This is a genomic window from Morganella sp. B601 (assembly GCF_051172335.1).
GTDB classification, from domain to species: Bacteria; Pseudomonadota; Gammaproteobacteria; order Enterobacterales; family Enterobacteriaceae; genus Morganella; species Morganella morganii.
In genome coordinates this window covers 620,404-643,104 of sequence record NZ_JBPIZE010000003.1, presented here as the reverse complement: position 1 = coordinate 643,104, position 22,701 = coordinate 620,404, and the positions used below count along the sequence as shown (strand labels likewise).

The following is a 22,701-nucleotide window of genomic DNA, read 5'->3' as shown; positions in this document are numbered from 1 at the left end:
GGAAGAGATAACCGCTGAAAGCATCTAAGCGGGAAACTTGCCTCGAGATGAGTCTTCCCTGACCCTTTAAGGGTCCTGAAGGAACGTTTGAGACTAAGACGTTGATAGGCTGGGTGTGTAAGCGCAGCGATGCGTTGAGCTGACCAGTACTAATGAACCGTGAGGCTTAACCTGACAACACCGAAGGTGTTTTGAGTTGAGAGACGAAAGAATTTTTCAGCACAGTGAAGAGACAGAAGTCATTCAGTGTGAAAGCTTGTTTTGGATTGAAATGAATTTGCCTGGCGGCCGTAGCGCGGTGGTCCCACCTGACCCCATGCCGAACTCAGAAGTGAAACGCCGTAGCGCCGATGGTAGTGTGGGGTCTCCCCATGTGAGAGTAGGGAACCGCCAGGTTATTATTAAGTGAAGAAGCCACCCATTGGGTGGCTTTTTTGCGTTTTGGGGGTAAAATAAAAATGGCGAAATGTGTGGTCATTTACCGGATGAAAAATTAACAGTCGGTAATTTCAGGTTTAACTACAGGTAATACTCTGCACCTGAATAGATCATAATGAGTCAATGGTGAGAAATCACACTCTATATATATCGCTGTCATTCTCCTGAAATGTTCCGGATCCCTCTGAATGCAATCTAAATTCTCTCCTTTCCGGACACGAGCTACGTGCTTTTTTTAAGCTATAAGACAGGCTGATTTTGCTTCTTTAGGGCACTGTGCGACAAAAATGAAATATTAAAAAAGCCACCGCGTGCCTGATGCAGACTTTCTGAACAATTCCGGGTAACCGGGAAACTCAGAACGCATTATCCTGTGGTCACACTTTGCCGGGGTCGGGGTTCATCGCTGCAGTTGCAAATACTGGAAAAACGGTCCTGACAAATCGGATGGCTGACGGGCTATATTACGCAGTCAGGTACAGGAACTGCATAACATCAGTCATGGAAAGAGACTTCGGATGAAGCTGACCGGGTGACAGACATCACCTTACGCGTCAGTCCGCAGTAACACTATCCGATCAGATATGGTGACGTGACGTATATCCGGACAACTGACCGCCCATCAAAGAGCCGGAAATATTACCGGAATCTTTTGTACTGGCAACAGAAGGGGCTGAACAGTGAGGTTAATCATTCCGGATCGTGGGAAAGCCCCACAGAAAAAGGGTTTCATGATAAACATGAAACCCTTTTTATTTAAATAACCGGGATGAACCGTAATGCAGATTTTTAGTCTCTGATCATAAATCAGAAGTTATAACGGACACCAATCTGTCCGTTGATTGGTGAATAAACCGCATCACCGGCAATGTGCTGTAATTCCATGAACATATTCACGTTGTTATAGCGGGCATTGAAACCGGCACCGAATTTACCGGTACTGCCGGATAAATCCAGGTTAATAGTGTTGTAACGGTTAAATTCAACTTCGTTACCGTCTTCATACTGATGATTCCACGCTGCTTTCACATACGGGGAGAACACCAGGCCGTTATCAAAGCTGAAGTCTTTACCGGCATTGACACCCAGTTCGCTGGTAAATGAGGTCTGGCTCCTGATTGCCGCATCCATACCATTATTCAGGGTGATATCTTTACTGCCCATACGGTTATACGCTAACTGTCCGTAAGGAGTGATAAAGATCTGGATTCATCATTGTAAGTGCCGTTTCCGGTGCTGACAGTGATTTCATCCCAGCGGTTATTGTCATAACCGTTACGATATAGCGGCAGTGTAGACTGAGGGTTTGATGGGTTCTCATAGTCTGCACCGAGATACTTATCATAGGCATCACTGCCGGTAATAGTGACAACTGATTTACCGTCAACGGTTAAATTATCAGCTTTACCGTTGATGCGGACACTGGAATCTGTAATCGCCAGGGTGTCGACTTCTACAGCAGAATAAAAGTATTCATAGTCATAGTTGACACCGATCCGGGTAAGAGAGCCATCATTTTCCGTTCTGTGGGAATAATACATATTTCCTTCCCGATCAGACTCACGACCGACAAATGTGATGGTATTCGGACTGTTACTGATTGAACCGGAATATTTAACAGTATCGTCAGAACGATACTTCTCTGTGATAATCGGACCTGCGTTGTTGTTGTTTATATTAACGGTATCATTGATAGTAGCCGCCATTCCCGCAGATACGGAAAGTGCACTAACTACCAATACGGTAATTTGTGAAAGTTTAAATTTCATAATAGTGGCCTGTGTTCGGAATAAAGGTAAAAGGGAAAAGATCCTAATACCTATTATTATCAGGAAATTATAGGGTGTTTACTACGCGGGAAATAAGGGGATTCCTATTGCGGGTATCTAATGGCATGAATATATTCTTATTTTATTTTTACTATGGGTATTTGCACTTAGACATATCATTTTCATCCTTACTTATCCGGATGTTGGGTTATGGTTATTATCAAATTAATAATGAAAGTGCCATTTTCATTCCGGTTTATTTTACGTAAGATTAATTTTAAGTTATGTTGTTTAAATAAGAAATAATGAGAAACAGCACTATTTAAATTGAAAAGTTATTAAATATTTAAATTACCTGGCCCGTTGTCATTGCGGAAAATTAACCGGAATGAATCATTTTTTTGCATGTGATATTGCTCACAAAATTAACACTGTCCGGTCACCGGATTTTTATTTCAGCGATTGGTACACACTGTAACCGGCAACGGCGCCGGCGATATCCCAGACGAAATCTTTCACACTCCAGCCGGTACCGCCCGGGCGGCTGTCATAAAACTCTTTCGCGGCTCCCAGTGCAACGGAAAAACCGATGCCGAATTGTGCACTATGCCGGTGCTGCCAGTTCTGGTGATCGCCATAAGCACTAGCGGCAATCGCAGTTGCGGCTGAAAAGGCAAAATGCTGGGCTTTATCCCGTCCGGTCCAGCTGTCATTGGCAAGGTGCATCGAACAGCCGGAACTCAGCAGCAGGCAGAAAAAGACTGTCAGACGGGTACCTAATGTTACGGACATAATTGTTCTCCGGGAAACAGATAAAAAAATCCCGGCGGGTGCCGGGACGTTTATATCAGAGGATCCGGCTTATCAGGCGATCAAGACGGACACGGCGCAGACGGCGCAGCAGTTTTTTGATCTTGACCGGATAGTCACGGATATTATCCAGCTCAGTGTAGCTGCGGATAATGGTTGTGTTGGTGCGGATATTGGTCAGCTCTTCCTGACGCTGTGCGTGCAGTTCCTGTTTCGGGTCACGGATAAGGATCGCATTTTCCAGATCCAGCCCCCAGGCGCGCGGGTTCAGGTTATTACCGGTGATCAGTTGCCACTGATTATCCACCCACATCCCTTTCAGGTGATAGGTGTTGTCGTCATCCTTCCACAGGCGGATGGTCAGTTGCTCACTGTCGGAGAACCGCTGCAGGCGCTGCATAAAGCGGCGCAGGTTGATTTCATACAGATAAGGCAGACCACCGATAATTTTGAACGGCTCTTCCGGCGGAATATAGAAATCATTGGCAGTTTTATCGCCGATAATGATTTCCACCTGTTTCCCGTCCCGCAGCAGGCGGCTGATAATGCGCACCAGTGTTGAGGGCAGGTTGAAATACGGCGTGCAGATAACCACTTTTTCCTGCGCGGAACACATCAGGTGCTCAATGGTGTTATTGAGCATATTCTTTTTCCCTAGACCAATCAGCGGCGTCACGGCCAACTGATCATCAGGCAGTGCCTGCGGGGTGAAGTGGTATGCGGCATGGCGCAGTTTCAGGCGGAAATCGCGGATCAGGTTTTTGATCTCCGGCGTTTTCACACGGGTTTCGGTATCGAGTTTCTGTACTGCCGGTTCCGGCAGCAGCATTTCATCAATAAACAGTTTCATTGCCGCCGCCAGTTCCGGGTTACGCAGGAAGTGGTAGCGGTCATAACGGTATTTATCATGCTGATACAGATAGACATTATTGACGCTGGCACCGCTGTAAATAACGGTATCGTCAATAATAAAACCTTTCAGATGCAGAACACCCAGCGCTTCGCGGGTGTTTACCGGTATGCCGAAGATCGGGATCAGCAGATCAGGATGAGATGCCGCGACGGAGTGATACCAGTCGGCATTGGTGGCATTCGCTTCTGCACCGATACGCCCGCGCTGTGCGCGGTGCCAGTCAACAAAGACTTTGATATCCAGTTCCGGATTGGCTTTTTTGGCGGCATACAGCGCGTCAAGGAAATCCCGGCCCGCATCATCGTGCTCAATATATAACGCAGAAATATAAACGGTTTTCTTTGCACCGGCGATTTCTGCCAGCAGACGGCCTTTAAAGTCGCGGGTATGAAACAGCGTTTCAACATCATCCGCAGACTGTGCTAACTTCGGCAGTTGTGCAAGGTGCTGTTGGTGTTTCGCGGATTTGAATTTTGACAACATCACAGTGCGAATTATCTCTTTAGTTATAGGCGGCGGTTACGGAATAAACAGGTACCGGGCCGGTAATGAAAAGATGAACAGATCAAAGGATTATATCACCAGTTTGTCTGATTGTGCGCAGCAATTCACTTTCTGCTTAAGTGACGGTTAAGTCTGTGTCATATATCACGTTGTCTGTTTTTGACTATTGCACTGCGGTAATTTCAGAATTCAGGTGAAGTGTCAGGTTGACGATGCCATCCTCAAACTGAGTTTCGACGGTAAACCCGAGCTTTTTCGCCAGCTGGATCATATTGCGGTTCTCCGGCATGGTGATGGCGGTCAGCAGGAGGATACCGCGTGATTTTGTGTAGGCGAGCAGTTTGTACATCAGCTGATAACCCAGGGTATTGCCTTTCATATCTGACCGCACCAGCACCGCAAATTCCGCTTCCCGGTTATCCGGATCAGACATCGCACGGGCAACCCCGATAATCTGACCACCGCTGTCCACCGCCACAAAGGCCATTTCGCGGTCATAATCAATCTGGGTCATTTTTGCCAGGTCGTCGTGGGTAAATTCACTGATCTCACTGAAATAACGGTAATAAAGGTCTTCTTTGGTCACGCGGTCAATAAAGGCTTTCAGCAGGGGTTCGTCTTCCGGCAGGATAGGGCGGACATGCACAACCGCGCCGTCTTTTAACTGAAAATTCTCCTCCAGTTCTGCCGGATACGGGCGGATAGCCAGACGCTGACGGCCGTCACCGGCCGCCGCTGCCAGAGTCATCGTGGCATCCAGGACAGTAAATTCCGTACCGGAGGCGAGCAGCGGGTGCAAATCGAGTGTCACCACCTGCGGGCAGTCAATTATCAGGTTGGACACCTGTACCAGCACTCTGCTCAGACCCGCAATATCCAGCGGATTCAGGGCGCTGCCGGCCGCCAGTTTGTTATTTTTAATGGCGTGAATCACCAGATAACGGGCAAGCGCCATATTGAGCGGCGGCAGGGCAACGGCGGCCGGGGATTCATCATCCCACGGGCGGCTGGCATCCCCCAGCATAATCACCGGGCCGAAAACCGCATCCTGGGTCACGGCAATCCGCAGTTCCTGTGCCCCGGCGCGGTTCGCCATTGACTGCACAATCAGCCCGTCTATCTGCGCATCAGGAAAGTTTTGTGTCACGCGGTCAATAATCGCTGCTGCTGAGGTGGCGACTTCCTGTTTATCCCGCAGATAAAGCATCACGCCCTGCACATCGGATTTATGTGCGATATCCGGTGAGCGCAGTTTCAGCGCCACCGGGTAACCCAGTGTTTCGGCAATGGTAACGGCATCATCCGCAGAATGGGCAATCCAGGTCGGCAGAATGTTCAGCCCGTAAGCATCCAGCACCGGCTCGATTTCATAGGTATCCAGAACAGTGTGCTGACGGCGCAGAGCGCTGTCTATGCAGTGATGAGCCTGCTGCCGGTTGGCGGTCAGTCCTTCGGATAGAGCGGGAGTTTCCGCCAGTTGTTTCTGGTTGCGGCGGAATTCCACCATATGCATAAAAGCGGTCACAGCACCTTCCGGTGTGCGGTAAGTGGGGATCCCCGCCTCGCCGAACAGGCGGCGGGCTTCCTGTGAGGAATATTCCCCGCTCCAGTTGGTGAAAATTGTCAGCCAGCGGCTGCGCGGGTGCTGTGCGATCGCGGCAATAATCCGGGCGGCGGTTTCTTTGCCCGGTGCAATGGCACTCGGGGAGTGGAGGATCAGCAGGGCATCATGATCGTGGCTGCCGAGCAGAATATTCAGGGTGGCGATATAGCGATCCACCGTGGCGTCATCGCGCAGATCCAGCGGATTATTGATCACAAAATCATCCGGCAATACCGCCGCGAGTGCGGCGCTGCTCTCATCACTGAGACCGGCAATTTTCCCCCGGCGGCGGAACAGTTCGTCCAGCGCCATTGCTGCCGGTGCCGCGCCGTTGCTCATAATGGCGAGGCGTTCACCGCGCAGCGGCTTCATAAAGGTCAGGGTTTCCACGGCGGAAAACATCTCGTGGGTATCCTGCACCCGCAGCAGACCGGCGCGCTGGATTGCCGCATCATAGGCGATATCCAGGCTCGGCGTTTCACCGACCAGTAATTGTGTGCGCTGCGTGCGGCCGCTTTTGACCACCAGGATCGGTTTATTGCGGGAGGCACTGCGGGCGGCGGACATAAAGCGCCGCGCATCATGAATATGTTCGAGATAGAGCAGAATGGCGCTGGTTTTGCTGTCGCGGGCCAGGAAATCGAGCATATCGTCGATATCAATATCCGCGCTGCTGCCGAGTGCGATAAAGTAGGAAAAACCGGTTTCCCGCTGTTGTGCCCAGTCCAGAATGGTGTTGGAAACGGCGGCGGACTGGGAAATAAACGCCAGTTTGCCTTTGAGCACCGGTACCGGGGAAAAGCTGGCATTCAGCCCCTGCCAGGGCGCAAGCAACCCCAGACTGTTCGGGCCGAGCAGGCGGATATTATAGTGCTGACAGGTCTGTTTCAGCTCAGCAGTCTGTGACGCCGGGGCGGAGAGAATAATCACCGCGCGGCAGCCGAGTTCACCGAGTTCATTCAGCAGGGCAATATTACGTTTGGGATGGGTGCAGATAATGGCCAGATCCGGCACCAGCGGCAGATCAGCAACAGACGGATACGCCAGCACCCCCTGCACTGAGCGGCGTGACGGCGTGACCGGCAGAACCGGCCCGGCAAAACCGCCGCTGAGCAGATTGCTCATCATCCGGGAACCCGCCCGGTTAGGCTTTTCGGATGCACCGATAACCGCAATGGATTGAGGCCGGAGTAATGCTTCAAGGCCGCGCTGACTCATGGTGTTCTCCTCAGACCGGATTCCCGTGTGCTTTAATTTAGCCTAAAAGCAGCTCCTCTGCTCTGATTTGTGCCACCGGAAGATGTGACTTACCCTTCAAATACTGACGGCGGAAGCAGGTGAAGTGATCCAGAAGCTGTTTTCCGGCCGCGGTATCACCCGCCATCATCAGTGCTGCAGCGGCTACTTCGGCGGTACAGTGCTGATCTTCCCGCGCCGCAACCCGCAGCAGATAATCTTTCTGTGCCAGATCGTTGATGGAGAGCAGCGGAATGTTATCGAGATACGGGCTTTTACGGAACATTTTGCGTGCTTCCGGCCAGGTGCCGTCGAGCAGAATAAACAGCGGCGGCTTTGTATTTTCCGGCACATCACTGAACACCTGACGCGGCGGAGTGGCATACGCCTGCGGGAAAATCAGGTACGGCTGGCGGGTGTCATCTTTCAGAAGAGCGAGCAGGGCCTCATCCGGTTCGGTACGCGACCACAGAAAAGCCTGTGTGTCCGGCAGGACATCGGCGATAAGCTTCCCGGTATTGCTGGGTTTGAGCGGTTCGGTATCATACATCAGCAGGCAGAACTGACTGCGCGCATCCCGGGTCTGTATGGTGTCACACAGACAGTTTTTTTCGGGTAATAAGCAGTAATTACAACGGACTACACGACATCCCCGGGCACGGAAAACACGGGTGGATTGTGCCAGACGCCGCTGGCGTAACTGGTAAACAGAATTGGTCTTCATTTTTATCGGCTGGTTTCACAAAAAACAGTATGCATTGTACTGTTAACGCTGCACAATAGCATGATTTTTCGCGGGGGCGCCTGAGTTCAGTGCCTCCGGCGGGGGCGGCCGGTGACCATAACCGGCAGGTCCGGACGATATCGGGTAATCTTCGCCCCCGGAAATGGCGTGGGAGAAACACATGAACGACTCTTTAAATGGTAAAAACGGCAAAGTGAAAGTCATGTATGTCCGCAGTGAGGACAAACAGGACGATCAGAAAAAATCAGACAGACGCGGCGGCCGGGGATCAGATCGCGGAGAGCGCAACAGCCGCGGCCCGCGCGGGGATCGCAATGAACGCAGCAATCGCGGAGAACGCAGTGACCGTGGTGATCGCGGCGAACGCAGAGGCCAGGGAAGTTATTCCGATGACGGTCGTTCACCGTGGAAAACCGTGTCCCGTCAGCCGTCAGAAGACGGAGAGGGGCTGATCCCGGATCACGGCGGTATCAGCGGCAAAAGCCAGATCGACCCGGCACAGCTGCGCCGTCAGCGTCAGGAGGAAACCCGTATTTACGGGGAAAACGCCTGTCAGGCCATGTTCCGCAGCCGTCCGGAGCGTATTGTGCGCGCCTGGTTTGTTCAGTCAGTGACACCGCGTTTCCGCGATACCCTGAAATGGCTGGCGGCAAACCGCAAAGCCTATCATGTGGTGGATGAGGAAGAGCTGGCCAAAGCATCCGGTACCGAGCACCACGGCGGTGTCTGCTTCCTGATTAAAAAACGCGGCGGTGTGAGTGCGGAAACCTATCTGGAAACCGCCGGTGAGCAGGATTGCGTGCTGGCGCTGGAAAACGTCGGTAACCCGCATAACCTCGGCGGTATTATGCGCAGCTGTGCTCACTTCGGTGTCAACGGTGTGATCCTTCAGGATGCCTCTGTGCTGGAATCCGGTGCAGCTGTCCGCACAGCGGAAGGCGGTGCCGAGCATCTGGTCGGGATTGATGCCGATGGCCTGACTGATACGCTGGATTTATTCCGCAAAAGAGGGTACGCCATCGTCACCACCTCCAGCCACAAAGGCAGCACCGACCTGGCGAAAGCCACACTGCCTGCAAAAATGGTACTGGTTCTGGGTGAAGAGAGTGACGGCCTGAGTGACGCGGTCTGGGAAGGCGGAGATATGCGCCTGTCAGTCGGCGGTACCGGTAATGTGGAAAGCCTGAACGTGTCCGTTGCGACCGGGATTATCCTGGCACGCTGGTGGCAGCAGAATAAAGTCAGCTGATATCCATTGATTATCGCTGATAAAACCCGGCATTCGCCGGGTTTTTAATTGATAAGGTGGAGTGTCAGCAGGTTTTTTATCGCGTCTGAGTCCAGTGCCCGCTGATATCTGCCGGGATCGCCGGTAAAGCAGTCAAAAGGCCGCCAGCATTTAATCCGCCCGTCATCCACGGACAGTTTTCCGGCCATCAGAATATCACCTTTATGATTAATGATATTCATGAATGTTTTTTCTGAAATATGATGCTTAAGATTATTTGTTGGTGATAAGGGTAATACACATTTTACCTGATCAAGATATTCAGAAAGAATATAAAAATAGACGTCGCCCCGCAGGCATAAATAAATGTCTCTTGTTATATTATGACGAAAATAATAATGTTCAGCAATTTTTGTCAGATGATAATCTGTCAGTATTGTATCAGTGTTTTTACTCTGATTACCGGGAAGATAGTTGTGAATATCCCACTTCGGAATATTACAGAGATTTATAAATTTATCTAACAATGCGCTCATGGATATCCTGCAGTTTGTTCACCCGTCTGTCAGCCCGCTAATCATACCGGTAGCGCAGGAATAATTGCTATTAATAACAGATAATAATATTATAAAAAAACCATGCCGGAGCATGGTGCAAAAATGTGCATTAAAAATAAAAATTATGGCAAACAGTATTAATGATGCTAAATCATGGTTACACTCCTTTGTAAATATAATATTAATAATCATCCGTGATATTAATAGTGCAGCTGATAATGATACTGTGCTGCGGTGAAATAAGAATAGCAATTTAATGATTTTAATAGCAAGTTATTATTCTGTTAATAAACTTGTGTTTTATTATTGTTTAATTAATCTTTGGGTGAATGTATTTTATTTTTATATTAAATGTGCCAATAAAAATAAAGGCACCGTAGTGCCCTTATTTTCTTATTTAATGTGCACCACCGCCGCCGCCACCGGCAGTAAACGGTGGCTTGGCAAACCAGACCAGCAGCATCAGCACCAGGAAGACACCGGCAGAGAGCCAGAAAATCTCGTTTGCAGAGATAATCAGCCCCTGGTCGGTGATCACTTTTGCGATATAGGCTGATGATTGCTGCTGCGACATCCCCATTTCACCCAGCGTGTGATACATCTGCTGTGTATCCGGGCTGAACGGGTTGATATGCTCAGCAAAATTGGCGTGATGCATGGACTCCCGCTGTGTCCACATCGTGGTGGTGATCGATGTTCCGATAGCCCCGGCCAGTGTCCGCGTAAAGTTTGACAGGCTGGATGCCGACGCCATTTTCTCCGGCGGCAGGCCGGAAAGTGTAATGGTGGTCAGCGGCATAAAGAAACAGGCGATTGCCAGCCCCTGTACAAACTGCGGCCAGGCTGCGGCGGCAAAGTCCATTCCCGGCTCAAATGTATAGGCCCGCCAGTAGAAACAGACGGTATACATAATGAAACTGAATGTCACAATGATCCGGTAATCCACTTTATGGGCGTATTTACCGATAAGCGGTGTGATCAGCAGCGGCAGAATACCGACCGGCGCGGAAGCCAGCCCTGCCCAGGTGGCTGTGTAGCCGAATACCCCCTGTAACAGCTGCGGCAGCAGAACAATGGTGCCGAAATAGAGCATATAGGCCAGACTGAGGCTGAGACAGCCTATCGTGAAGTTGCGGCTCTTAAACAGAGACAAGTCCACCACGGGGTGGTCATCCGTCAGCTCCCAGACGATCAGGAAGGCGATGGCCACCACCGCTATCACGGTCAGGACAATAATCTCCGTCGAGTTAAACCAGTCCAGCTCTTTGCCCTGGTCGAGCATAATCTGCAGACAGCCAACCCCCACCACCAGCAGGATCAGCCCGACAGTATCAATCGGACGGATTTCCGTTTTGGTTTCCCGGCCTTCCAGGGTTTTTGCGGTCAGCATCATGATCACAATCCCGAACGGCACGTTGATGAAGAAAATCCAGCCCCAGTGATAGTTGTCACTGATATAGCCGCCGAGGATAGGCCCGCAGATCGGCGCGATAACAATGGTGACTGACCAGAGCGCCAGTGCCATAGTGCGTTTTGCGGGAGGATAGTTATTGAGCAGCAGACTCTGCGACAGCGGGATCAGCGGCCCGGCCACCAGACCCTGGATCACGCGGAAGAAAATCAGCATGCCCAGGCTGTTGGAAATACCGCATAACCAGGAGGAGATGGCAAACAGCGCTGTTGACCACATAAACAGACGCACTTCGCCGATCCGCTTGGCCAGCCAGCCGGTGATCGGGATGGAGATAGCATTCGCCACCCCGAATGAGGTAATCACCCAGGTTCCCTGAGAGTTAGAAGAACCCAGGTTACCGGCGATCGTCGGGATCGCCACGTTGGCGATAGTGGAGTCGAGCACCTGCATGAAAGTCGCCAGTGACAGGGCGATAGTCATCCAGGCCAGTCTTGCTCCGGTCAGTGGCGCCTGCATAACCCTGACCCCTTACTGACCGGCATTGCGGCTGATAATCTCAGCGATCATCTGATCCGCCGGTTGCATATCAATGCTCAGGGCACTGGTATGATAGGCCGGATCGGTGCGCACGCTTTTCGACAGCACCGGGCCGTCAGTATTCTGCGTGTCCACGGTGACATCACCGGAAAGACCGATACGCAGCGGGTATTTCTCCAGCTGTGCCGGATCCAGCGCGATACGCACCGGCAGACGCTGTACTACTTTGATCCAGTTACCACTGGCATTCTGCGCAGGCAGCAGGGAGAAGGCGCTACCGGTGCCCATGTCCAGTCCGGTAACGGTACCGGTGAAGACCACTTTGTCGCCGTAGAAATCAGTAACCACTTTGGCCGGCTGCCCGATACGCATGGCGCTGAGCTGGGTTTCTTTAAAGTTGGCGTCAATCCACATACCGGTGGCCGGAACCACGGCCATCAGCGGGGTGGCAGGGGTGATTTGTGCACCGACCTGCACACTGCGCCGGGAGACATAACCGTCCACCGGACTGCGGATATCGGTCCGCTCCAGTGCCAGCCAGGCGTTACGTACTTCAGTGGCCGCCTGTTTCACTGCCGGCTGTTCGCTCAGCGGGGTATCGAGGATCACGGCTTTGTTGGCATTAAACTGCTCGGTGGCAACATCCAGCTGCGCTTTGGCGCTCACCACGGCTTCGCGGGCGTGCTGAAGTTCTTCTTTGCCGATCACATTCTGTGCGCCCAGTACTTCACGGCGGCGCAGGTCATTCTGCAGGCGGGTCAGTTCTGAACGGCGGACTTCAATACCGGCCAGTAACTGACGGCTGTTGATCATCTGCTGATGTGTCTGACGGACACTGTTTGCCAGCGCAACCTGTGCTTTTTCCAGCGCCAGTCCGGCATCCCGTTTATCGAGCTGCACCAGCAGTGTTCCGGCGGTCACATAATCGGTATTATCCACACTGACAGTCGTAACACTGCCGGAAACCTGTGACATCACAATCACCTGGTTGCCGGTGACATAGGCGTTATCGGTCGATTCATGATGGCGGAGCACCATAAACCAGTAAACGGTGTAAGCCGCACCCAGTAATACAAACAGTAATGTCAGTAACATCAGCGCATTACGGCGTTGTCGTTTTTTGTTACGGACAGGGGGCTGGACAGCCTGAGTTTCCTCACTGACACTCATCAGTTATCTCCGGATATTGTTCTTTTTTTAAGGTGTTGCATGACATAACCGCAACAAAGACAGGCTTGCTATTGTCGTCACTGTGATAAACGACAACCGCAAGCCCGGATGGTCAGCACATCAATTGATGGCAGAAATGTCAGCCTGTGAAGGATAAAGGATCCGAGCCAACAGAAAAGGTTTTTTTACACCTGCTTATTGAGAAAAGCTCTTATTCATTAACCTTAAACAATAAAAGGTTATTTAGTTGTCGCTCTTATCGAGCTGAATAAGTAGTTTGCGCATCAGCTTTTCCAGGTTTTTCTGTTCATCTTCGGCCAGTGCTGACCAGATATGACGCAATGCATCATGCTGAGGCGGCAGCAGACTGTGCAGAAAATCTGAGCCTTTTTCTGTCAGGTGCAGATGCAGACAGCGGCGGTCATTGTGGCTCTCTTTGCGCTCAATCCAGCCGTTTTTCTCGAGCTCATCCGCGATGCGGGTCGCATTGGTGCGGGAAGAACCGAGTGCGGCGCTGAGTTCTGAAGGCTGAATGCTGTGGGATTCTTTAGTATCCAGAATCATCAGAGCCATGAACAATGTCTCATTGATGCCCTGAGATTTCAGCATATTGTTGCGTTTTTCTAATAATTTACTCTGAACGTGCATTGAAAGCCGGGTCAGTAAAATTTCCTGATACGGCAGATCGGCACCCAGATTCTTCTGTTGTGAGATCCGGCTGTTAAGCAATTCTTCTGTCGGTGTAAATGAACTTTCCATTATTGAGATACCTTATTAGTTTCTGTTGGTATGTTAACCCGGCTATGACCCGGTGAAATGACCGGCCAAAAGATTAATTTAACAATTATAGCAGGTTAATATCACTACATTTCTTTTGATAATGCCACCTGATTCATAAATTTTATGAATGTTAGTCACAAATATCACTTATTATTTAGCAAATCACTTACATTTTCATTACCGGGCGGCTGACTCTGATTATGCGTAATTTTTGCTTCATAAATTACGTCAATTTTTATTAGTGAACCATGATAATGAAGAATATCAAATGACCTTCATTGCCGTTATGGCAGTGATTATCGCTGTGGTATCTATTTTACGTGGTCAAAAATTATTTTCTTTGATTAACAGTGTTATTTGTAACTTTTAACGAAGGAATAATCCACAGGTGGTAGATTATTATGCGATGTTTGTTGGATTTTTGAGTGGAAAAAGCACCCTAAGGTGCTTTTTCCGGAGGAATCAGGTGTGTGATGGCTGCTGACGGGTAGACGTTTCATCAGACTGCGGTACATCATACTTCTTCCCGGCAAGCCAGATCACCAGCCCCAGGGCACTGACTGCCGCGCCGCTGTAACAGACGCCATCCCAGCCATAATGGCTGTAGGCATAGCCGGACAGCAGTGAACCGAATGCGCCGCCGCAGAAATAGCAGGTCATATAACCGGCGGTCAGACGGCTGCGTGCCTCCGGCATCATCCGGTAGAGGGTACTCTGATTGGTGACATGCACCGCCTGTACCGCCAGATCCAGTACCACCACCCCGGCCACAAAGGCCGCGACAGAATAACCGCTCAGTGCCAGCGGGATCCACGAGAGCAGCAGGAGCAGCAGACCGGCGCTGGTGGTCAGACGACCTTTGCCTTTATCGGCAAAACGTCCGGCCGGGCCTGCCATCAGGGCACCTGCGGCACCGGCGAGGCCGAACAGCCCGATAGTGCTCTCGGAATAATTAAACGGATCCGATGCCAGCAGGAAGGCCATTGAAGTCCAGAGCAGGCCGAACGCGGCAAACACAATGGCACCGAGCGCCGCCCGGACACGCAGAACCGGGGTGCGGACAAACAGCACCACAATGGAGGCCAGCAACTGACCGTATTTCAGTTCCGACACCTGTTTATACTGCGGCAGACGCAGATACAGGATCAGCGCCAGCAGAACCAGCAGCCCGGATGCAGCCCAGTAGACTGTCCGCCAGCCGCCGAATTCCGCCAGCACACCGGCGACGGTCCGTGCCAGCAGGATACCGAGCAGCAGGCCGCTCATAATAATTCCGACTGCCTTGCCGCGGTGCTGCGGTTTGGCGATAGTCGCCGCCAGCGGAATAAGAATCTGCGCCACCACGGAAAACATCCCGGCCAGTGCGGTGCCCAGCAGCAATTGCCAGAGGGTCTGTGACAGAGCAGAAATCACCAGCCCGATAGCCGACAGCAGTGTCATGGTGACAATCAGGTTACGGCGCTCGAATTTGTCCCCGAGCGGCACCAGAAACATCAGGCCGGCAGCATAACTGAGCTGGGCGGTGGTGACGATAAATCCGGCCATACCGGCGGTAACGCCGAATTGTGCGGCAATTGTCTCCAGTAAAGGCTGTGCATAATAGTTACTTGCGACTAACAACCCGGTCGCCATTGCCATCAGGCAGATAAGCTGAGGTGTCAGAACCGCATCAATGGTTTTCTTTTTCATGATTATTATAAGATTGATTGATTATGAAATGATTACGGGTACTACGGAGCGCTACTATATAGAAAGCAGACCGGAAAGGGTATCGATTTTGTGAGGTTGATCACGTTTCATTGAGGGTAAAAAAAGCGGCCATATGACTATGGCCGCCGGGAGGCTTTTTCAGATCGGGTTATTTATCAGCGGCTTTGCGCGCCTGTTCAATCCAGCCGTCGAATTTTGCCTGATTGGCTTTAATCCAGGCGTTGGCGTGACGTTCAATATCAGCCTGTGAGTTTTCGCCGTTATGCATGCGCAGGTTCTGGGCGTTGATGGCCGAGACCGGCAGTTTCATGACAGCGAACAGCTCTGCGGCAGCCGGGTTTTGTTTAGCCCAGGCTTTGTTGGCTGCGATATGCATGGTGCTTGGCGGGAAGCCGTAGTTTTTACCGTTCGGCAGTTTGGTGTCAATTTTCTCGCCGTCCGGCATGGAGGAGAACGGCACTTCCAGCCAGACCACATCACGTCCCGGTTTCAGGACATCACTGATCCAGTACGGTGTCCAGGTATAGTAAAGCACCGGTTTGCCTTCTTTGTAACGGGTGATGGTATCTGCCATCATCGCGGCATAGTTCCCCTGGTTGTGCTCAACGGTGTCTGTCAGCTTATAGGCGTTCAGATGGTTGTTGATGGCGGCCTCACAGCCCCAGCCCGGGTTACAGCCGGTCAGATCCGCTTTACCGTTGCCGTTGCTGTCAAACAGTTTGGCGATTTCCGGGTCTTTCAGCTGTTCAATATTGGTGATGTGGTATTTCTCAGCGGTTTTCTTGTCAATCAGATACCCCTGAGCGGCGTTCACAACATAATCCCCTTTACGGTAGAATTTATCGTCACCTCCGGCCGCTTTGTACTGGGAGTTGTGCAGCGGTACCCAGCTCACAGCCATAAAGGTGGCATCACCGTTGGCGATTGACGCATAGGCCACGTTGTAATCCACTTCCTGGATCGGCTGCACGTCGTAGCCGAGTTCTTCCAGTGCTTTGTTGACGATAAGGGTCTGAAAGGTTTCTTCAGTAATGGTGCTTTGTACAGGCAGCACTTTGACCCCTTTGCCCGGCTGCGCGGTGTCCGCGAAAGCCTGAGTACCAATGAGTGCCGATAAGGCGATTGCTGCGATTGCTGTCTTACGCATCGTTTTCCCTCTTGTTGTGCCTGCCGCCGCGATAACAGCGGCAGGATGATAATGAGCGGGAGCGGAGGCTCCCTGCCGCGTGTTACGGCGCGCGGCGGAACGGACGGGTGATAAGCCCGGCAGGGCCGGTGTGATACCAGCGGCGGCCGGCTTTGCTGCGGGAATCTTTCCCGAGTGATTGTGTCAGGCGGTCAAGAATAATGGCGAGAATGACAATCCCTGCACCACCGACAGATGCCAGCCCCATATCCAGACGGCCGATACCGCGCAGTACCATCTGCCCCAGACCGCCGACAGCGATCATGGAGGCGATAACCACCATGGACAGTGCCAGCATCAGCGTCTGGTTGATCCCGGCCATGATGGTCGGCATTGCCAGCGGCAGCTGTACTTTAAACAGCATCTGACGCGGGTTGGCACCAAAGGATTCTGCGGCTTCGACCAGGTCGGCGGGCACCTGACGGATCCCGAGGATAGTCAGGCGGATCACCGGCGGCAGGGCGAAGATAATGGTCACCACCACACCCGGCACGTTACCGATACCGAACAGCATGACAATCGGCACCAGATAGACGAAAGCCGGTGTTGTCTGCATGGCATCAAGCAGCGGACGGATAAATTTCGCGGCGCGTTCATGGCGCGCCAGGGCAATACCGGTCGGTAACCCGATGATAATACAGAACATCAGGGCGGTCAGAACCAGTGACAGAGTCACCATTGCTTCATTCCATGCCCCGATGGCACCGATAAAGGTCAGTGATACCACGGTGGCAAGCCCCAGCCCTTTGCCGCTCATCTGCCAGGCGAGCAGAGCAAAGATAAGAATGGCGATCGGCGCCGGAATGGCGGTCAGCCCCTGTTCGAAGGTCGTGAGCACAAAATCGATCGGCACACGGATGCCCTGAAAGACCGGGCGGAAGTGCAGCACAATCCAGTTGATGGCATCGGTCACCCAGCTGTCAAACGGGATCAGCGAGTGGTCAAACGGGTTTGCCCAGTCAAACGCGGGGCCGGTATCTGCCGGTGCGGCATCCAGCCAGTCACTGCCGCTGTCCGCCGCACCACCCCACGGGTCGGCATCCGCACCGCCGGTATCGGCGGTACTTCCCCACGGATCACTGCTGTCTGCGGCGTCAGGGGCTGTTTGTGCTGATGAAGGATCCGGTTCTGATGTCGCCGCCCACGGATCCAGTTCTGTATCCTGTTGATTATTCCGGCTCATTCGGCGTCTCCTTATCTAAAGCCTGCAGCAGCATCCCTTTTGAGATAACCCCGGCATAGCGGTTGTTGTTGCCGACCACCGGAACAGCACACGGTGACTGCGCGACAACGGTCAGCAGCTCATTGAGCGGCGTGTCGGCGCTGACTGCCTGCGGCTCGCTCAGAATGGCGTCTGTGATAGGTTTTTTCGCTTTCAGTGCCGCCTCCAGCGAGGCAACAGAAACAATACCGGCAAATTTTTGTCCGCGTTCAATCAGATAGCCGTATTCACGGTCATCATCATTGAGAACTTTCAGTGCCGAACGCGGACCGAAGCCCGGTGCGACATGCAGCAGCGCATCCGCCCGGCGGCGGGCAATATCTTTGGCGCTGAACACATGACTGATATCCACACCACGGAAGAAGGTACGGACATAATCATTAGCCGGATTATTGAGGATCTCATCCGGGGTGCCGACCTGTACCACAACACCGCCCTGCATAATGGCAATACGGTCGCCGATACGCATGGCCTCGTCGAGGTCATGGGAAATAAAGACGATGGTGCGTTGTTTATCGCCCTGGAGGCTCAGCAGCTCATCCTGCATCTCGGTGCGGATCAGCGGGTCAAGGGCGGAGAACGCCTCATCCATCAGCAGGATATCCGGGTCATTCGCCAGCGCGCGGGCAAGCCCGATCCGCTGACGCATCCCGCCGGACAGTTCATCCGGATAGGAATTTGCCCACTGCTCCAGGTTGACCTGTTTCAGCGCATCCAGTGCACGCTCATGACGTTCCGCTTTGCTCATCCCGGCCAGTTCCAGGCCGAATGCGGTATTGTCGATCACCGACATATGCGGCATCAGCGCAAAGGACTGAAACACCATGCTGATTTTTTTGCGCCGTACCTCGCGCAGTGCCTGATCGGAAATCACAGCGATATCTTCGCCGTCAATCAGCACCTGGCCGCGGGTCGGTTCTATCAGGCGATTGAGAAGACGAACTAAGGTGGATTTCCCTGAACCGCTCAGTCCCATGATGACGAATATTTCGCCTTCTTCAATGGCCAGATTGGCGTCCTGTACGCCGACGGTAGCACCGGTCTTTTCAAAGATATGTTCTTTGTCGAGGCCCTGTTCTAATAATTCAAATGCCTGTTTCGGGTGCTCACCGAATATTTTATAAAGATTTTTAACTTCGAGTTTTATTGCCATGCAGTATATCCATTCAGAATAACGTGGATGTGAAATGGGTAAATGTGGATCCTCTCCCTGAAAAAAAACGTTATTTACCCTAGCATACGAGATAATGCTGACAACCCCTTGTTTATGAGAATTAATCAAAAAGAACGGATATGTTTTTGGCGTAAAATCACCGTGATCCGCTAAATATCTTATTTCATTAATATATGAATGATCTGCGTAAAATAAGAAAGGAAGAGTACCTGAAAGTTAACCAGGCACTTGTTTTAACCGCTTTTTATCCCGAATACCTGAAAAGGGAATATGATGATATTCTGCCGGATAATCCCGGTGTCAGTAAGTTGTGATATTCATCGCGAAAACAGGGAAAAAAAATCACGCCACATTAAATATATTTATTAATAATGTTATGTAATTAATGGTGCAATAACGGATATTTCGCTTAAGTAAGAAAACAATTCGATAAAAACATCCTGATAACCGGAAAATACCCCCGTAAAAATTGATGATTCAGGTTGTTTTATGAGCGAATAATGCACTGATATAAATATGCTGCAATATCAGTGCATTAATAAAACCGGTGTTTACAGTACGATACTTAAACGGAAGTGATTGATTTAAAAATCCCAGTCTTCATCTTCTGTGTTCACCGCTTTACCTATCACATAAGAAGAGCCGGATCCGGAAAAGAAATCGTGATTCTCGTTGGCATCCGGTGACAGCGCCGATAATATTGCCGGGCTGACATCTGTCACACTCTCCGGAAACAGCGCTTCATAGCCCAAGTTCATCAGTGCTTTATTGGCATTATAATGCAGGAATTTAATCACATCCTCAGACCATCCGGCACCGTCATATAATTTCCGCGTATAACTGACTTCATTCTCGTATAAATCAAATAACAGACTGAACGTAAATTCCTTTATTTCTTTGCGGGTTTGTTCGTCATAATTCTGTAATGACCGCTGGAATTTATAACCGATATAATAGCCGTGAACTGCTTCATCCCGGATAATCAGGCGGATAAGATCGGCAGTATTTGTCAGTTTGGCGCGGCTTGACCAGTACATCGGTAAATAAAATCCGGAATAGAATAAGAAGGATTCCAGAAACACACTGGCGACTTTCTTTTTCAGCGGGTGCGGGTCACGGTAATAGCCGAGGATAATCGCTGCTTTATTTTGCAGCGTCGGTTCCTCTTCACTCCAGCGGTAGGCGTCATCAATCTCCTGTGTGGAGCAGAGCGTGGAGAAAACCGAGCTGTAAGAGCGGGCATGCACCGCTTCCATAAAGCTGATATTGGAGAGTACAGCTTCCTCGTGCGGAGTCAGGGCATCCGGGATAAGCGCCGGTGCACCGACCGTATTCTGAATGGTATCCAGCAGGGTCAGCCCGGTGAACACGCGGATTGTCAGCTGTTTCTCTGCCGGGGTCAGTGTCTGCCACGACGGAATGTCATTGGAGAGCGGTACTTTTTCCGGCAGCCAGAAGTTGCTGGTCAGACGGTTCCAGACCTCAAGGTCTTTGTCATCCTCAATCCGGTTCCAGTTAATCGCGGAAATGCGGCTTAATGTGGTCATGATAATATCCTGAAATAAACGGTTTATACGGCGCAGGAAACACAGCCCGCCACTTCGGTGCCTTCCAGCGCAGACTGGCGCAGACGCACGTAATAGAGGGTTTTTATCCCTTTGCGCCAGGCATAAATCTGTGCGCGGTTGATATCGCGGGTGGACGCCTCATCACTGAAAAAGAGGGTGAGAGACAAGCCCTGATCAACATGCTGCGTGGCGGCGGCGTAAGTATCGATAATCTTTTCCGGCCCGATTTCGTAGGCATCCCGGTAATACTCAAGGTTATCGTTAGTCATAAAGGCGGCCGGGTAATAGACACGGCCGAGCTTGCCTTCTTTGCGGATCTCAATACGGGCCACAATCGGGTGAATGGAGGAGGTCGCGTGATTAATATAGGAAATCGATCCGGTCGGCGCGACTGCCTGTAAGTTCTGGTTGTACAGCCCATGCGCCATCACACTTTCTTTCAGCTGCTGCCAGTCCGCCTGTGACGGGACGGCAATTCCGGCATCAGCAAACAGAGCACGGACTTTTTCTGTCGCCGGTTCCCATTTCTGTGTGATGTATTTGCTGAAATATTCCCCGCTGGCATAGGCGGACTGCTCAAAATTACGGAATGTCTGCTGCCGCTCAATTGCCAGCTGGTTGGAGGCTTTCAGGGCATAATAGGCGATGGTTAAGAAATAGATATTGGTGAAATCAATACCTTCTTCTGAACCATAATGGATATGTTCCCGCGCCAGATAACCGTGCAGATTCATCTGCCCGAGCCCGATAGCATGAGAGCCCCGGTTGCCGTGATCGATGGACGGCACACTGCGGATCTGACTCATATCTGACACCGAGGTCAGCCCGCGTACGGCAATTTCAACAGAGCGGGCGAAATCCGGGGAATCCATCATTTTCGCAATATTCAGCGAGCCGAGGTTACAGCTGATATCGCGCCCGGTGTGGCGGTAACTGAGATCGTCGTTGTACTCGCTGGCGCTGTTGACCTGCAGAATTTCCGAACAGAGGTTACTCATATTAATGTAACCGGCGACCGGGTTTGCGCGGTTCACATTATCCTCAAACATAATGTAGGGATAACCGGATTCAAACTGGATCTCCGCCAGGATGCGGAAAAACTCACGGGCATTGATTTTGCGTTTGCGGATAGCCTTGTTATTCACCATGTCCGCATAGTGTTCTGAGATGCTCAGCTCTGACATCGGTTTGCCGTAAATCCGTGCCACATCGTACGGGGAGAAGAGGTACATCGGCTCGTTATTTTTGGCCAGCTCAAAGGTGATATCCGGGATCACCACGCCGAGAGACAAGGTTTTGATACGGATTTTTTCATCCGCATTTTCCCGTTTGGTATCGAGAAACGTGAGGATATCCGGATGGTGCGCATGCAGATATACCGCCCCGGCTCCCTGGCGTGCCCCCAGCTGATTAGCGTAGGAAAAGGCATCTTCCAGCATCTTCATCACCGGCACCACGCCGCTGGACTGGTTTTCAATCAGTTTGATCGGTGCACCTGACTCACGCAGGTTGGTCAGCAGAAACGCCACGCCGCCGCCGCGTTTCGAGAGTTGCAGCGCCGAGTTCACACTGCGCCCGATGGACTCCATATTGTCCTCGATACGCAGCAGGAAGCAGGAGACAAACTCCCCGCGCTGCTTTTTGCCGCAGTTGAGGAAGGTCGGGGTGGCGGGCTGGAAACGTCCGCTGATAATTTCCTCCAGCAGATGTTCTGCCAGTGTGGTATCTCCCCGCGCCAGTGTCAGCGCCACCATACAGACGCGATCTTCAAACCGCTCCAGATAGCGCTGGCCGTCAAAGGTTTTCAGGGTATAACCGGTGTAATATTTCAGGGCACCGAGGAAAGTCGCAAAGCGGAATTTTTTGCTGTACGCCAGCCTGAACAGATTTTTAATAAATTCAAAATCATATTGATCGATAACGTCAGCTTCGTAATAGTTTTCATTAATCAGAAAATCGAGCTTTTCCCGCAGATTGTGGAAAAACACGGTGTTCTGATTCACATGCTGGCGGAAGTAGTGGTGCGCTGCCGTCACATCTTTATCAAACTGGAGCCGGCCCTCTGCATCATACAGGTTGAGCATGGCATTCAGGGCGTGGTAATCCGTGTATTCAGTGGTCATCGTGTTATCCCGGA

17 protein-coding genes, 2 rRNA genes and 1 pseudogene are annotated in these 22,701 nt (G+C 51.4%); 4 read left to right on the top strand and 16 right to left on the bottom strand.

The genetic code is table 11. The features are described from left to right. From ACSBQN_RS11560 to ACSBQN_RS11550, 3 genes and pseudogenes are all read left to right on the top strand, one after another. Positions 1-174 (top strand): 23S ribosomal RNA (locus ACSBQN_RS11560); the annotation flags it as partial. A 106-nt stretch (positions 175-280) separates the two neighbouring features. Next, positions 281-396 (top strand): 5S ribosomal RNA (rrf, locus tag ACSBQN_RS11555). Positions 397-760: 364 nt separating this feature from the next. Further along, positions 761-890, top strand: a pseudogene (locus tag ACSBQN_RS11550) (IS3 family transposase); the annotation flags it as partial. A gap of 355 nt (positions 891-1,245) precedes the next feature. On the opposite strand, the gene ACSBQN_RS11545 reads toward ACSBQN_RS11550, so the two are convergent. From ACSBQN_RS11545 to ACSBQN_RS11520, 6 genes are all read right to left on the bottom strand, one after another. Further along, complete coding sequence (locus ACSBQN_RS11545; protein WP_024474204.1) at positions 1,246-1,602, bottom strand: autotransporter outer membrane beta-barrel domain-containing protein; 357 nt, start codon at positions 1,600-1,602, stop codon at positions 1,246-1,248. 11 nt (positions 1,603-1,613) lie between these two features. Further along, positions 1,614-2,207 (bottom strand): hypothetical protein, encoded by a 594-nt coding sequence (locus ACSBQN_RS11540; RefSeq protein ID WP_024474203.1) that lies wholly within the window; start codon positions 2,205-2,207, stop codon positions 1,614-1,616. A gap of 450 nt (positions 2,208-2,657) precedes the next feature. Beyond that, complete coding sequence (locus ACSBQN_RS11535; RefSeq protein WP_024474202.1) at positions 2,658-2,999, bottom strand: YfiM family lipoprotein; 342 nt, start codon at positions 2,997-2,999, stop codon at positions 2,658-2,660. Between the two features lie 55 nt (positions 3,000-3,054). Next, on the bottom strand, positions 3,055-4,413 hold the full coding sequence (gene pssA / locus ACSBQN_RS11530; protein WP_024474201.1) for a CDP-diacylglycerol--serine O-phosphatidyltransferase: 1,359 nt from the start codon (positions 4,411-4,413) through the stop codon (positions 3,055-3,057). 184 nt (positions 4,414-4,597) lie between these two features. After that, a complete protein-coding gene (locus ACSBQN_RS11525; RefSeq protein WP_036407494.1) occupies positions 4,598-7,255 on the bottom strand; it encodes a bifunctional acetate--CoA ligase family protein/GNAT family N-acetyltransferase in 2,658 nt (885 codons plus the stop codon). A gap of 37 nt (positions 7,256-7,292) precedes the next feature. Next, the gene (locus ACSBQN_RS11520) at positions 7,293-7,997 is read right to left on the bottom strand and encodes a tRNA-uridine aminocarboxypropyltransferase (protein ID WP_032099097.1); all 705 of its coding nucleotides are present in this window, start codon (positions 7,995-7,997) and stop codon (positions 7,293-7,295) included. A gap of 181 nt (positions 7,998-8,178) precedes the next feature. On the opposite strand from ACSBQN_RS11520, the gene ACSBQN_RS11515 reads away from it, so the two are divergent. Next, positions 8,179-9,267: a tRNA/rRNA methyltransferase gene (locus ACSBQN_RS11515; RefSeq protein WP_354632900.1), complete on the top strand. Its 1,089-nt coding sequence runs from the start codon at positions 8,179-8,181 to the stop codon at positions 9,265-9,267. A 44-nt stretch (positions 9,268-9,311) separates the two neighbouring features. On the opposite strand, the gene ACSBQN_RS11510 is transcribed toward ACSBQN_RS11515, so the two are convergent. The 10 genes from ACSBQN_RS11510 to nrdE form a co-directional block, all read right to left on the bottom strand. After that, a complete protein-coding gene (locus ACSBQN_RS11510; RefSeq protein ID WP_172973068.1) occupies positions 9,312-9,488 on the bottom strand; it encodes a hypothetical protein in 177 nt (58 codons plus the stop codon). Positions 9,489-10,200: 712 nt separating this feature from the next. Next, positions 10,201-11,733, bottom strand: coding sequence for a multidrug efflux MFS transporter permease subunit EmrB (emrB, locus tag ACSBQN_RS11505; protein ID WP_004235564.1), 1,533 nt, complete (start codon positions 11,731-11,733; stop codon positions 10,201-10,203). Positions 11,734-11,745: 12 nt separating this feature from the next. Beyond that, positions 11,746-12,924, bottom strand: a complete 1,179-nt coding sequence (gene emrA / locus ACSBQN_RS11500; RefSeq protein WP_081120218.1) for a multidrug efflux MFS transporter periplasmic adaptor subunit EmrA — start codon at positions 12,922-12,924, stop codon at positions 11,746-11,748. A gap of 243 nt (positions 12,925-13,167) precedes the next feature. Continuing rightward, on the bottom strand, positions 13,168-13,683 hold the full coding sequence (gene mprA, locus ACSBQN_RS11495) for a transcriptional repressor MprA (protein ID WP_004235567.1): 516 nt from the start codon (positions 13,681-13,683) through the stop codon (positions 13,168-13,170). 483 nt (positions 13,684-14,166) lie between these two features. Then, positions 14,167-15,393 carry an MFS transporter gene (locus tag ACSBQN_RS11490; protein ID WP_024474194.1) on the bottom strand — a complete coding sequence of 409 codons (1,227 nt, stop codon included), beginning with the start codon at positions 15,391-15,393 and terminating at the stop codon, positions 14,167-14,169. A gap of 169 nt (positions 15,394-15,562) precedes the next feature. Continuing rightward, entirely contained in the window at positions 15,563-16,561 is a 999-nt protein-coding gene (gene proX / locus ACSBQN_RS11485; RefSeq protein ID WP_214177253.1) for a glycine betaine/L-proline ABC transporter substrate-binding protein ProX, read from the bottom strand. A gap of 82 nt (positions 16,562-16,643) precedes the next feature. Further along, entirely contained in the window at positions 16,644-17,783 is a 1,140-nt protein-coding gene (gene proW, locus ACSBQN_RS11480; protein ID WP_036407479.1) for a glycine betaine/L-proline ABC transporter permease ProW, read from the bottom strand. Continuing rightward, positions 17,770-18,975: a glycine betaine/L-proline ABC transporter ATP-binding protein ProV gene (proV, locus tag ACSBQN_RS11475; RefSeq protein WP_024474192.1), complete on the bottom strand. Its 1,206-nt coding sequence runs from the start codon at positions 18,973-18,975 to the stop codon at positions 17,770-17,772. The genes proW and proV overlap by 14 nt, the downstream gene beginning before the upstream one ends. 605 nt (positions 18,976-19,580) lie before the next feature. Then, positions 19,581-20,543 (bottom strand): class 1b ribonucleoside-diphosphate reductase subunit beta, encoded by a 963-nt coding sequence (gene nrdF / locus ACSBQN_RS11470; protein ID WP_004235573.1) that lies wholly within the window; start codon positions 20,541-20,543, stop codon positions 19,581-19,583. A 23-nt stretch (positions 20,544-20,566) separates the two neighbouring features. Next, the gene (gene nrdE / locus ACSBQN_RS11465; RefSeq protein ID WP_354632899.1) at positions 20,567-22,687 is read right to left on the bottom strand and encodes a class 1b ribonucleoside-diphosphate reductase subunit alpha; all 2,121 of its coding nucleotides are present in this window, start codon (positions 22,685-22,687) and stop codon (positions 20,567-20,569) included. Positions 22,688-22,701 lie beyond the last annotated feature (14 nt).

Bases quoted from the DNA above. Each gene is read 5' to 3' on its own strand.
- ACSBQN_RS11545 (WP_024474204.1), bottom strand. From the start codon at position 1,602: ATGGGCAGTAAAGATATCACCCTGAATAATGGTATGGATGCGGCAATC.
- ACSBQN_RS11540 (WP_024474203.1), bottom strand. From the start codon at position 2,207: ATGAAATTTAAACTTTCACAAATTACCGTATTGGTAGTTAGTGCACTT.
- ACSBQN_RS11535 (WP_024474202.1), bottom strand. From the start codon at position 2,999: ATGTCCGTAACATTAGGTACCCGTCTGACAGTCTTTTTCTGCCTGCTG.
- pssA (WP_024474201.1), bottom strand. From the start codon at position 4,413: ATGTTGTCAAAATTCAAATCCGCGAAACACCAACAGCACCTTGCACAA.
- ACSBQN_RS11525 (WP_036407494.1), bottom strand. From the start codon at position 7,255: ATGAGTCAGCGCGGCCTTGAAGCATTACTCCGGCCTCAATCCATTGCG.
- ACSBQN_RS11520 (WP_032099097.1), bottom strand. From the start codon at position 7,997: ATGAAGACCAATTCTGTTTACCAGTTACGCCAGCGGCGTCTGGCACAA.
- ACSBQN_RS11515 (WP_354632900.1), top strand. From the start codon at position 8,179: ATGAACGACTCTTTAAATGGTAAAAACGGCAAAGTGAAAGTCATGTAT.
- ACSBQN_RS11510 (WP_172973068.1), bottom strand. From the start codon at position 9,488: ATGAATATCATTAATCATAAAGGTGATATTCTGATGGCCGGAAAACTG.
- emrB (WP_004235564.1), bottom strand. From the start codon at position 11,733: ATGCAGGCGCCACTGACCGGAGCAAGACTGGCCTGGATGACTATCGCC.
- emrA (WP_081120218.1), bottom strand. From the start codon at position 12,924: ATGAGTGTCAGTGAGGAAACTCAGGCTGTCCAGCCCCCTGTCCGTAAC.
- mprA (WP_004235567.1), bottom strand. From the start codon at position 13,683: ATGGAAAGTTCATTTACACCGACAGAAGAATTGCTTAACAGCCGGATC.
- ACSBQN_RS11490 (WP_024474194.1), bottom strand. From the start codon at position 15,393: ATGAAAAAGAAAACCATTGATGCGGTTCTGACACCTCAGCTTATCTGC.
- proX (WP_214177253.1), bottom strand. From the start codon at position 16,561: ATGCGTAAGACAGCAATCGCAGCAATCGCCTTATCGGCACTCATTGGT.
- proW (WP_036407479.1), bottom strand. From the start codon at position 17,783: ATGAGCCGGAATAATCAACAGGATACAGAACTGGATCCGTGGGCGGCG.
- proV (WP_024474192.1), bottom strand. From the start codon at position 18,975: ATGGCAATAAAACTCGAAGTTAAAAATCTTTATAAAATATTCGGTGAG.
- nrdF (WP_004235573.1), bottom strand. From the start codon at position 20,543: ATGACCACATTAAGCCGCATTTCCGCGATTAACTGGAACCGGATTGAG.
- nrdE (WP_354632899.1), bottom strand. From the start codon at position 22,687: ATGACCACTGAATACACGGATTACCACGCCCTGAATGCCATGCTCAAC.